The organism is Chryseobacterium sp. GW821-FHT04C04 (assembly GCF_059420365.1).
Genome location: NZ_JBWKTO010000006.1, coordinates 243178 through 255056, shown reverse-complemented (window position 1 = coordinate 255056; position 11879 = coordinate 243178). Strand labels below are relative to the sequence as shown.

At 35.8% G+C, this 11879-nt stretch carries 14 protein-coding genes; 13 read left to right on the top strand and 1 reads right to left on the bottom strand.

What is annotated here, in order from left to right; translation table 11 throughout:
• Nucleotides 1–8 precede the first annotated feature (8 nt).
• The 8 genes from AC07UM_RS20685 to AC07UM_RS20650 all read left to right on the top strand — a co-directional run bounded on the left by AC07UM_RS20685 (nt 9) and on the right by AC07UM_RS20650 (nt 6639).
• Nucleotides 9–833 (top strand): phosphoribosyltransferase family protein, encoded by an 825-nt coding sequence (locus AC07UM_RS20685; RefSeq protein ID WP_494684454.1) that lies wholly within the window; start codon nt 9–11, stop codon nt 831–833.
• The gene (locus AC07UM_RS20680) at nt 823–1380 is read left to right on the top strand and encodes a TerD family protein (RefSeq protein ID WP_124530814.1); all 558 of its coding nucleotides are present in this window, start codon (nt 823–825) and stop codon (nt 1378–1380) included. The genes AC07UM_RS20685 and AC07UM_RS20680 overlap by 11 nt, the downstream gene beginning before the upstream one ends.
• A gap of 2 nt (nt 1381–1382) precedes the next feature.
• The gene (locus tag AC07UM_RS20675; RefSeq protein WP_185151294.1) at nt 1383–2558 is read left to right on the top strand and encodes a toxic anion resistance protein; all 1176 of its coding nucleotides are present in this window, start codon (nt 1383–1385) and stop codon (nt 2556–2558) included.
• A gap of 16 nt (nt 2559–2574) precedes the next feature.
• On the top strand, nt 2575–3522 hold the full coding sequence (locus AC07UM_RS20670; protein WP_494684453.1) for a hypothetical protein: 948 nt from the start codon (nt 2575–2577) through the stop codon (nt 3520–3522).
• Between the two features lie 80 nt (nt 3523–3602).
• On the top strand, nt 3603–4211 hold the full coding sequence (locus tag AC07UM_RS20665) for a TerD family protein (RefSeq protein ID WP_494684452.1): 609 nt from the start codon (nt 3603–3605) through the stop codon (nt 4209–4211).
• Nucleotides 4212–4296: 85 nt separating this feature from the next.
• Nucleotides 4297–5343, top strand: a complete 1047-nt coding sequence (locus AC07UM_RS20660) for a TerC/Alx family metal homeostasis membrane protein (protein ID WP_494684451.1) — start codon at nt 4297–4299, stop codon at nt 5341–5343.
• Between the two features lie 351 nt (nt 5344–5694).
• The gene (locus tag AC07UM_RS20655; RefSeq protein WP_494684450.1) at nt 5695–6222 is read left to right on the top strand and encodes a TetR/AcrR family transcriptional regulator; all 528 of its coding nucleotides are present in this window, start codon (nt 5695–5697) and stop codon (nt 6220–6222) included.
• A 3-nt stretch (nt 6223–6225) separates the two neighbouring features.
• Entirely contained in the window at nt 6226–6639 is a 414-nt protein-coding gene (locus tag AC07UM_RS20650) for a DUF1348 family protein (RefSeq protein WP_494684449.1), read from the top strand.
• A 98-nt stretch (nt 6640–6737) separates the two neighbouring features.
• Here AC07UM_RS20650 and AC07UM_RS20645 read toward each other — a convergent pair whose 3' ends face one another.
• Nucleotides 6738–7745, bottom strand: coding sequence for a catalase family protein (locus tag AC07UM_RS20645; protein WP_494684448.1), 1008 nt, complete (start codon nt 7743–7745; stop codon nt 6738–6740).
• A gap of 226 nt (nt 7746–7971) precedes the next feature.
• Here AC07UM_RS20645 and bamJ point away from each other — a divergent pair, with 226 nt between their 5' ends.
• From bamJ to AC07UM_RS20620, 5 genes are all read left to right on the top strand, one after another.
• Complete coding sequence (bamJ, locus tag AC07UM_RS20640; RefSeq protein WP_103233616.1) at nt 7972–8406, top strand: BamJ family beta-barrel-assembly machinery protein; 435 nt, start codon at nt 7972–7974, stop codon at nt 8404–8406.
• A gap of 135 nt (nt 8407–8541) precedes the next feature.
• A complete protein-coding gene (locus tag AC07UM_RS20635; protein WP_494684447.1) occupies nt 8542–9492 on the top strand; it encodes a hypothetical protein in 951 nt (316 codons plus the stop codon).
• Between the two features lie 65 nt (nt 9493–9557).
• Nucleotides 9558–9968: an Rrf2 family transcriptional regulator gene (locus tag AC07UM_RS20630; protein ID WP_494684446.1), complete on the top strand. Its 411-nt coding sequence runs from the start codon at nt 9558–9560 to the stop codon at nt 9966–9968.
• Between the two features lie 59 nt (nt 9969–10027).
• Nucleotides 10028–10681, top strand: a complete 654-nt coding sequence (locus tag AC07UM_RS20625) for an NAD(P)-dependent oxidoreductase (protein ID WP_494684445.1) — start codon at nt 10028–10030, stop codon at nt 10679–10681.
• A 16-nt stretch (nt 10682–10697) separates the two neighbouring features.
• Nucleotides 10698–11870: a MoaF-related domain-containing protein gene (locus AC07UM_RS20620; protein WP_494684444.1), complete on the top strand. Its 1173-nt coding sequence runs from the start codon at nt 10698–10700 to the stop codon at nt 11868–11870.
• Nucleotides 11871–11879: the final 9 nt, after the last annotated feature.

Sequence of the window (11879 nt, the reverse complement as noted above, 5' to 3'; positions counted from 1 at the left end):
AAATAAACATGAATACAAGATACAGCTTACACCACATTCATTCGGCAGATGAATTTAGCTTCTCACCTGCAGAATACAGCTATTTCAAGTATGGCGATAAGTCGTATGCTGAAAAATTTGCAAAAGAATTATTCGACGGATTTATTTCCGAAAACGAAGCACTTTTACAAACTGATAAAGAGATTGTAGTGCTTCCAAGCCCGTATATGGCTATTCCTACTGCTTCCAATTTTTTATGCTTTTACTTTAAGAAGTATTTGGATTTCTATAGGTTTCAAAAAGGAAAAAAATCAAGTATTTTATCCAAAATCAATAGAAATCACACGTATATAACAGATTATGGCAATCTTAATTTTGAAGATCGTAAAAATCTGATTGCCAATGATACTTATTATATCGATAAAGATTTTTTAAGAGGAAAACTTTGTATTTTTATAGACGATATAAAAATCACGGGAAGTCATGAATATACAGTCAACAGAATTCTGGATGAATATAACGTGGAAGCAGACTTTATGTTCCTGTATTATGCAGAGCTGATGAATTTTGACCTTGATCCTAAGATCGAAAACTTTTTTAATTATTATGCAGTGCAAAATGTAAAACATGTTGCAGAAGTGATGAATAAAGACAGTTTTCAGTTCAATACAAGGATTGTGAAATATATTTTAGGCCTGGATTCAAGTAATTTTGATTATCTTACGTCTAAAGTAAAAAAAGAACAGATGGACCTGCTTTTGGAGCTGGCCATCAGCAACAATTATCATTTAATAAAAGAATACGAAAATAACATCAATACTTTAACACAAACGGAATTATATTATGGCTATTAACTTACAAAAAGGACAAAGAGAAAATATTAACGCACCTAAATTTACTGTAGGTTTAGGATGGGATATCAATAACACATCTACAGGAACTGCTTTCGACCTTGATGCATCTTTATTTTTGCTGGGTGACGACAAAAAATTAGTTTCAGACAACCACTTTATTTTCTATAACAATCTTGAGTCTCCGGACAAATCTGTGATCCACACAGGTGATAACCTTACAGGAGAAGGAACAGGTGATGATGAGCAGATCAAAATTGATCTTACAAAAATTGACGATGCCATCAAAGAAATTACAGTAGTGGTAACAATTCACGATGCAGATGCGAGAAAACAAAACTTTGGACAGGTAAGAAATTCTTTCATCAGAATTTTCAACACAGATACCAATGAAGAGATCTTAAAATATGAACTAGACGAAGATTTCTCAATCGAAACGGCAGTAGAATTTGGAAGAATCTACAACAGAAACGGAGAATGGAAATTTGAGGCTGTAGGTGCAGGACAGAGAGACGGCCTTGACAAATTTGTATCAATTTATCAAAAGTAATCATGGACAATCAGGAAAATCAACCCATAGATCCATTAGGATCAATAGAACCTCTTAAAACATTTGAACCTACTCCAATGGTTCCCCCAACTCCAGCTCAGCCTGTTCAAAATGCAGCGCCGGCAGTTCTTGTGGACAGAGAGGGAAATGTAAATCTGACTCAGTTGCAGTCAGAAGAACGTCAGAAATATGAAGTTCTTGCGAACTCTATTGACGAAGCCAACCCAGGTTCGATTGTAAATTTCGGGGCAGAGCTTCAGAAAACGTTAACAAACCAGAGTGACAGTTTCTTAGGAAATGTAAGAAGATCAAACTCCGGAGAAGTAGGCGGGCTTATCAATGACCTTTTAGTAGAGCTTAACTATGTAGATGTGGAAGAGCTTAACGGAAATAAAGTGAAAAGCTTCCTGAGCAAATTACCATTCATGAAAAAGGTGATCACTCAGGTGGAAAACTTATTTACAAAATATGACAAGATCATCAATAATATTGAGCAGATCTCCTATAAAGTAAATGCGGGAATCATTACTTCTACAAAAGATAATGCTGTTCTTCAGACTATTTTTGAAAGTAATGTGAATTCTATCAAGCAGATCGAAAGTCTTGTGATTGCTGGGAATATCAGAATGGAAAGAGCCGCTGTTGAGCTTACTCAAATGGAAGCCAGTCCTCAGAATTTTCAGGATTATCAGATTGCAGATAAGAGAGATTTCATTGCAAGGCTAGACAGAAGAATGGCCGATCTTAAAGTGGTGCGTGTGATTATGATGCAGTCGCTTCCACAGATCAGACTGGTACAGAATAATAACGTTTCTATTGCTGAAAAAGCACAGACGATTCTTACCACTACGCTTCCTGTATGGAAAAACCAGCTTTCCCTTGCTGTAGCGATGTACAGACAGCAGCAGAATATTGAAATTCAGCAGAAAGTGTCTTCTACTACAGAAGAGATTCTAAGAAAGAATGCAGAGCGTCTTGGCCAGAACTCAGTGAATGTTGCGAGAGCGAACGAGCAGACTATCGTGTCAGTAGAAACATTAAGAGAAACAACATCAATGCTTATCAATACATTGAATGAAGTGAAACAAATCCAGAAACAAGGAGCAGATAACAGACGAAAACTGGATCAGGATCTTCAGACATTGGAACATGAACTTAAAGCGAATGTCAGAGGTTAATTTATAGGATACCAAGGTGGGGGATGATGCAGCAACCATATTGTCGCAAAGCAAAAGAAGATTAACAAAACTTAAGCTTCTTGCGAATTTTTTTGAACATATTGACATAATATCGATTTACATCAAAACAGATATTATCCACAATCTGTTCCAGGAAAATACGGCTTTAGATTATAATAAACTGGAACTTTTCCACCTGCAGTATACCGACAGCCTCATAGAACTTTTGACGAAGATAAAACGGCAAAAGGAAAATGATATGCTGGCTGTCATTAATGAAATTAACATCAACAATAAATATATTTCAGGTTTTGAAGAAAGACGGGTAGACAGCTTTCAGACCGACAGGAAAATGTACAGCGGTGTATTTTCCCAACATCTGAAAACTTTGTACAAAGATCTTACAGAAGATGTTTTTACGGCCAATTGGGAGAATGTTCTGTATTTTCATAAAAAATATGCTCAGGAATTTTACAGAACTGAAGCCGATGAATCTCTTTTGCAGTCCAGTGCTTTTCCTGCCTATCAGTATAAAGACTACGCCATTGAAAGAAAACTGTTAGGGAGATTGAATATACAGGGATTTAAAGTCCGTTTTGTTTGTGGTTACCTTATTGGGAATCGCGATTATGAACTCTTCAGGGTCTTTCAGTCTGACGATTATTTTATTTTCAGTGTAGACGAAAAGAAATTGTATCTTTTCGACAAAGAATTGGATAAGCTGGATATTTCTGAAAATCAGTCTAACCAGAGTTCCATTATTGATCAGCTGAGAACTAAAAATGATGTGCTGGAGCATAGTATGAACGAAAGAAAACGTACGTTACCAGCCGAGGTGGAAGCCGTTTTGAAAGACTATATCAGAAACCTGGAAAATATAGATATTATGAGCAAAATATTTGATTTCGATGAAGAAACGAATATTCTGCGCGCAATGCTTAATTTGAATTTGAATAATAACTAGAAGGCAAAACAGCAAAAAGTACAATCACAAATTGGCGGCTTAGCCTTTGCAAAAAGTAAATAATAACTAAACATAAAAAGATGGCTATCAACTTACAAAAAGGTCAGAGAATAAACCTTAAAAAAGAAAATGGGGCTGAGCTTTCCCAAGCTTGTGTAGGAATCAACTGGGGAGCAATCGAAAAGAAAGGATTTTTCGGCACCAAAAAAGAAGCAGTAGACTTAGACGGAAGCTGTATTTTATATGATTCAAACAAAAATGTTACGGAAGTAATCTATTTTGGAAATCTTAAATCCAGAAACGGATCTGTAAAACACAGTGGAGATGACCTTACTGGAGATGTAGACGGAGATGACGGATTGGATAACGAAGTAATAACTGTTGATTTCAGCCAGCTGGAGCCCAATGTAGAACATGTGGCAATGGTGCTGAACAGCTATAAAGGTCAGGATTTCGGTACGATTCCTTTTGCTTCTATCCGTATTTATGAAGGAACACCTACTAATGTAAGAGAAGTTTTTGCAAAATATGATGTTGCAAATGATGCTTCTTTCAACGGGCATGTTGCCATGGTAATGGGAGTTTTCTATAAGAGAAATGGGGAATGGAAATTCAATGCCGTTGGAGATCCTACAGCAGATAGAAAGCTGGAGCAGACGATTCAGACAGTACAGATGAATTACCTGTAATCAATTGACAATCAAGAGATAAATAAAATAGCAATATTTGTACGCTGTACATCTATTGCTTTTATCATATAATAACATAACTCAAGTGGATAAACATCAAAGTATTTTAGAACTGCACCCAGGTCTGGTGTGGGGATTCGCGATAACAGTTGTTATCATGCTGCTCCTGGACTTAGGGGTATTTAATAAAAAAAGTCATGAAGTCTCTTCCAAAGAAGCGACTATCTGGTCTATCGTATGGATTTCACTTTCCATGATATTTTCAGGGGTGGTGTATTGGGTATTCAATACAGACGGGTCGCCTGCAAGTCATGCAGTAGCGGTGGAGAAATTTACACAGTACCAGGCTGCTTATTGGATTGAAAAGGCTCTTTCGGTAGATAACTTGTTTGTATTTATTCTGGTTTTTGGATTCTTTAAAGTACCGAAATTTCTTCACCATAAAGTCCTTTTCTGGGGTATTATTGGGGCATTGATCTTCAGAGCAATATTTATTTTTGCAGGAGTAGGATTGATTAACCTGACGTATCTTCCTGAAATGAATATTTTTGGAAAAGCAGTACAGATCAATATAGTAATGGCTCTTTTCGGTCTGTTCCTTGTCTATGCCGGGATTAAATCCTGGGGCGATGGAGGTGATGATGATGACGAAGATTACAGCAATACAGCAGGAGCAAGATTGATCAAGAGTTTCTGGAAAGTTTCCGATAATTATGATGGTGATAAATTCTTCACTGTTCAAAACGGGATCAAAATGGCAACACCGCTTTTAGTCGTGGTTGGAGTTATTGAATTTACAGACGTTCTTTTTGCTGTAGACTCTATTCCGGCAATCTTCGCGATTTCAAATGACCCATTCATCCTTTATACATCGAATATTTTCGCTATTTTAGGATTGAGATCATTATATTTCCTGTTGGCGAACTTTATCCATATGTTCAGCAAACTTCCTTATGGATTGGCCATTATTTTATCCTTCATCGGGGTTAAAATGCTTATTGCCCCTTGGATTCATATTACATCTCCGGTTTCATTGGGAATCGTAGGAGGAGTATTGGTTATCTCTGTTCTTTTATCCATCATCTTCCCTGAAAAAGAAGAAGAGAAAAAAGAAGAATTAGAAGAAAAATAAAATATTTAAAATAGATGAAAAGCCTCTGGAATGTTATTCTGGAGGCTTTTTTATTTAAAATTTTTTGTTGGAAAACGCAAAGACGCAAAGGTTTATTATTTATGATGGTTTTAAGGAGCAAGAAAATCAAATATTTTCAATAAGGTTGCCTTTTATTATCGGTTTTATCAAGAATCATGGTTAGCAGTGTTAAATTTTATTAGAGATAAAATCATTGCGCTTTACTACATTATTTTATAAGAATTTTTGCGCCTTTTCGTTTTCCAAAATTATTATTTTTAAAAATAAAACAGACAGATCAGTCTGTTCGTTGTTTTTTTTCATACATTTGTTCAGTAAAAGAAAAGCAATATGAAATCTCCACGAGAAAGAATAATAGAAACTACCTTTCAATTGTTCGCCAGACAAGGCTATAACTCTACAGGAATCAACCAGATTATTTCTGAAGCAGAAGTAGCCAGGGCAAGTTTTTATCAGCATTTTAAATCTAAAGAAGACCTGTGTGTAGAATTTCTGAAAGTAAGACATGAGTATTGGTTTAAGGAGCTAAACAATTTTGTATCGCAGGAAAAAGAGAAAAGATCTAAAACCATGAAAGCTTTCGATTTCCTTGTGTACATGAATGAAAAAGAGAACTTCAGGGGATGCAGTTTTCTAAACATTTTGTCGGAAATACCGATGGATAATATTAAAATCCTGAAGGTTATCCAATCCCATAAAACAGATCTCAGAAACTACTTTTTAGAAATACTGAACGATGATAGTCTTTCTACTCATATTTATATGCTTTTTGAGAGCAGTATTATAGAAAGCCAACTTTTCAAATCCAATGAACTCATTGAAAAATCAAAGATAATAGCCACCAATTTAATACAATAAGTTATGGAACAGAAACACCCACTTCCGCCTTTCACACTTGAAACGGCAATGGAAAAAATTCAACTGGCAGAAGATGCCTGGAACAGTCAGGATCCTGAAAGGGTTTCTAAAGCTTACACGATCGACAGCGAATGGAGAAACAGAGATGCTTTCGTGAATGGAAGGGAAAATATTGTAGTATTTCTGCAGAAAAAATGGGCGAAAGAATTCAATTATAAGCTTAAAAAAGAATATTGGGCACATACCGATAACCGCATTGCAGTTCGTTTTGAATATGAATATCAGACAAAAGACGGGAATTGGTTCAGAGCTTATGGAAATGAGAACTGGGAATTTGATGAAAACGGACTGATGGCAAAAAGATATGCAAGCATCAATGACCTGGCTATAAAAGAAGAAGACCGGAAATTTAAATAAAAAGTAAAAAGACTGTTACAATGACAGTCTTTTTTTAATCTATTTGATAAATGGTAAGGCGCAAAGAAGTTTTTTCAAGTCACCAGCTCATCATTCATCTAGCCTCCTTTCCCATGAAGTAATTTATTGATTTTTCTCCTCGTCTGCACAGATACTTTGTAAGCTTCATCACGCAGTTTTTGTATTTTTCCTACAGGCTGGAAAAATATTTTACTTTCAAAAGGATTGAATGAAAGAAGTTCATTGGTACAATTGCGCGAATCCAGAAGTGAGTCTTTATTGATCCTAACCTCACCAATCTTAATAAAAGGAGAATTTTTCCATTCTACATTCAGTGTATTGATCGGCTGATCTTTCAGGTCATAACAAATCTGTATCATCACATCTGCTTCAAATTCATGAGTCTGAAGATAATCTATTAATGAATCTTTTATATTTTGCTTTCTGCCTGTATTTTTATCTACAGACTTTGGACATAGTTTTATTTTGATCATCTGATCTCCCAGACGATAAGCGCCTACAGAATAGTAATCGAACGACAGGATAAAATCATTCCTTTTGCTGATCAGTTGTAAACTACGCCGGATAAAATCAACTGTACAAAGAGTTGGAATCATTTTGACCAGCTGAATAAACATCGGAAACAAACTTCTCCATTGTTTCATATAAAGACGATTGACTGCTGTAAACAGTTTTAGGAAAGTAGAAACCGAATTTACAGGGAATAAAGGAAAATTCACCAAAGGGTAATTGGCAAGTAACACGCTGTTTTCATCCCTGATCTGTACAGCAAATCCGTAGGCGGGAATATCTTTTTTAGAATTTTTAATTTTCAGCTGAGCATTAGAAAATCTTATAGTTAGGTCGAACTTTTCGTTATCAAAAAAAGGCTGTAATGATTCAGGGATATCCGGTTCAATCCAGAATGTACCCTTTGCTACTGCATACGTTTTTGCATGAGCATTCCGGGTAGCATAATTGACGTCACTTATAGAAGAGGATTGCTCAACAAAATCCGCTATTGTTTTTTTATTGATCTCCAGAAGTTTTTTTTCCTCCTCATTTAGTTCATCAAACTTCTTATTATATTGTAATGGATTTGGCATTTAGTTTTTAAAATTCAATTATAACGCCAAGTTTCGGAATCTGTGTTAAGCAAGTATTACAATTATTTGAATTTTGTTGATTGAGAGCCTTTGAATCACGAAAAATATACAAATATGAGTTTCTTATTTTGATTAGTAACCTGTTTAAGTTGCTGATTTTTAATGTTTAATAATTCCCACTTCTTACTTCCGGCAACAAATCTTATCTTTGTAAAAAAATTATAATATGGGAGTAGCAGATATGTTATTTAAACGTAAAAAAGAATTGGCAGAGAAAAACCTGAATGATGGTAAAGAATATATGGTAGAGTATGGTAAAAGAGAAAGCGTTGTGCAGTTACCTAGCGGCTTACAATATGAAATCATTACAGAAGGGGATGGGCAGAAACCAGGACCTAAGTCTACTGTAAAATGCCACTATCACGGAACGACTATTTCCGGTAAGGTATTCGACAGTTCTGTAAAAAGAGGAACTCCTGCATCTTTCCCTTTAAACAGAGTGATTTCAGGTTGGACAGAAGCACTTCAGCTGATGCCAGTTGGAAGCAAATGGAGACTGATTATTCCTCCGCATTTAGCATATGGAGATCAGGAAATCAGCAAAGAGATCGGGCCAAACAGTACGCTTGTTTTCGAAGTTGAATTGCTGGATATTAAATAATCCTTCTTAAAAATAGATTAAAAATTTACCTGAAATCAGGTAAATTTTTTTATTTGTACTATCTTCGTATAGATAAATGGTATAATGGAGAGATCTGTTCTGCAATTGATCCTGCTAACACAAAAATATAACTGAATGAAAAAACTCTTTTACCTTTTCGCTGTGGTGGGCTTACTGGTATCCTGTGTTTCCAAAAAGAATCAGGCTATCCAGCAGAATATTCTTACCCTAAAGGACAGCTACTGTAAGGCTCCTTTTAAGTATAACTACAATAATAAACTTCCATCTTATCATTCGGATTCTATTTTAATAGCGAATAAAGATCTTAAAGAAATGTTTAGCGATCAGAGCATTTTAATTTTAAATGCGTTGAACAATCTGGAGGACGTTCACAAGATCATCGAACTTAAAAAAGATTCTTCACTGACATCACAGGTGAAAATATTACAGCTGAAGACGAAAATTAACAGTAGAATTACTATTGCCTTAACAGAGCTGGATGCCGTAGCAGCAGAATTCGATTGTGAAGGAGAAAGAGTTGCACAGATTGGAAACTATGTAGATAATCTGAACTCTTCAAGAAATAATAAACTGATTTTATATTCAATCATTGCCGGTGCGGCTTCGTCCATAGCGGGAGGAATCGTTAAAAGTGACGGTTGGGATAATGCAATAGGTATCGGGGGAGGTATTTTGGGTGCTGGGTTTGGTTTGGCAACCCTTAATCCCAAAGGGAAAAAAGTTGAGTTTATCCATCAGAGAAATCTTTTAAGGGATATCTGGAAAGAAAAATTAGAATCTCCCAATTTTCCACCTTTCATTTGGTATATGTATACTGAGAAAAAATTTTCCAACAGGGAAGAACATTCCATTATTGGAAATATGAAATCGAGATGGCTTCACTATCAGTTTGATGATGTAAAAGAAGTCGCAGATAAGTCTGTTATTTTCAGTGACGGCGGATTCTATAGGGCAGATGATCTTCATAACCGTGCTGCTATGCTCAATCAGATGCAGTCGGCAACACGTACCATCAATCAGAACATCAATTATTTGTTACTTGATCTGGACAAATTAATCCTTTAAGAAAAAATTAACTGTAATAAGTTTTGTTACATTTAAAAAATGTGTATCTTTGCCAAGTAATTACAATGAACAATACAAGATTTGCTACGGCAGTACATATAATGACATTATTGGCAAAGAGCCCTCAGGATTGGCTTACTTCCGAATGGGTAGCCGGTAGTATCAATGTAAATCCGGTGATTGTCCGAAAGGAGATCAGCGTATTGAAAGAAGCAGGTCTGATTATCAGCAGACAGGGAAAAGAAGGAGGCAGCCAGATTGCAAAGAATGCTGATATGATTACAATTTCTGAAATCTATAAAGCAGTAAAAAATACTGAAGTACTCGGAAAGAAAAATCAGAATCCCAATCCGGCATGCAGTGTTGGAAAGGAAATTAACGTTCATTTAAATACATTATTTGAAGAAACAGATCGTTTGGTGGTAAACTTTTTAGGAGACAAGTCATTGCAGGAATTCGCTGACCAGTTCGAATAAAAATTTTTTAACCTTAAATGTAACAAAATTTATTACAATTTAATTAAAAATAAAACATTATGAAAAAAGTAGCAGTAATCGGTGCAACAGGATTTGTAGGAACACACGTAGTATCAGAATTAGCAGACAGAGGCTATGCTGTAGAAGCATTAGTAAGAGATGCATCAAAAGTAGATACAAAGGAAAATGTAACAGCAAAGAGCATTGATGTAAACAATGTAGATGAATTGGCTGAAGCATTAAAAGGAAGTGATGCTGTGATCAGTACTTTCAATGCAGGATGGACAAACCCTAATCTTTACAACGATTTTCTGAATGGATCTGAGAATATTCAAAAAGCAGTAGAAGCAGCAGGTGTAAAAAGACTAATCGTAGTAGGTGGAGCAGGAAGTCTTTACACTCCGGATAATATACAGATCGTAGATACTCCGGATTTCCCGGAAGCTTACAAACCAGGTGCAACAGCAGCGAGAGATTATTTAAACAAAATCAAAGAAAATAATACTTTGGATTGGACATTCTTCAGCCCTGCCATAGAAATGAATCAGGCGAATGTAGGGGAAAGAACAGGAAAATACAGAACATCATTAGAAACTCCTGTATTTGATGAAAACGGAAGAAGCCGTTTGTCTGTAGAAGACGTAGCAGTAGTTCTGGTAGATGAACTGGAGCAGAACAACCACATCCGTGAACGTTTTACAGCAGCTTACTAATAGATAAAAGAACAAAATGATACAAAAGAAATTATTGTCGATATTAACGCTGTTGAGTTTTATCAGCATATTTGCTGGAAACCTCAAAGTGAAAGTGTATAATCCGGGAACCAAAGCTATTTTTCCGATCACTTCTACTATTATTTATGGAGATAAAGACGCCATACTCATTGATGCCCAGTTTCAGAAACAGTATGCAGAGCAGCTTGTGAAAGAAATAAAAGCGACAGGAAAAATCCTGAAAACAGTTTTTATTTCTCACAGCGACCCTGATTTCTATTTTGGATTAGATGTGATCAAAAAAGCTTTTCCCAATGCAAAGATTATCTCAACAGCTCAGACAGCTTACCTGATTTCAGCTTCGAAAGATGAGAAAATGGGAGTGTGGAAACCACAATTAAAAGCAGATGCCCCATCAGAGATCATCATTCCTGAAGCCGCTTTTTCTATTCCTGATCTTGAAGGAAACAAAATTGAGATCAGACAAAACCCTGAAGATCCGGCGCACAGTTTTCTTTGGATCCCATCCATTAAAACCGTTGTAGGGGGAATTTCAGTTTCAGTAGGATCCCATCTTTGGATGGCAGATACACAGAGTGTAAAGGCGATTGATCAATGGATAGGACAGATTGATGCCATGAAAGCATTGAACCCGAATCAGGTGATTGCTTCCCATTTTGCAGAATTGTCTACATCACCACAATCACTTGATTTTGTGAAAAGCTATCTCGAAAACTACAAACAAGCGGTGACTGAAAATAAAACTTTACCCGCCATTGTGGATTTTATGGTAAAAAAATATCCTAATCTACACGGAAAAGAAGAATTGGAAATGGGAGTAAAGGTTTTCCTTAAAGAAATGGATTGGGATTTAAAATCACCATATCCAGCAATCGGGCATCAAGTTGAAGTAGATTTTGGAGCAGTACGATTCATTCTGGATTTTAAAGATAACAAAACAATGACCTTTAAAGGGACAGCCGGAAGTTCAAAAAACAGTACAGATACTGTAGAATATACCGCTATAGAAGTAGCAAAGAATATTTTTATGGTGTATTGGCATGAACCTCATCTTGGTTTCAATGTAACCCACATACAGGATTATAATAAAAATATTATTTACTCAAATATTGCAGGTCCGGACGGTACATTTACCCATCCAAAAGGAACTCTTAAGATTTTGAAATAAGATAAAAAA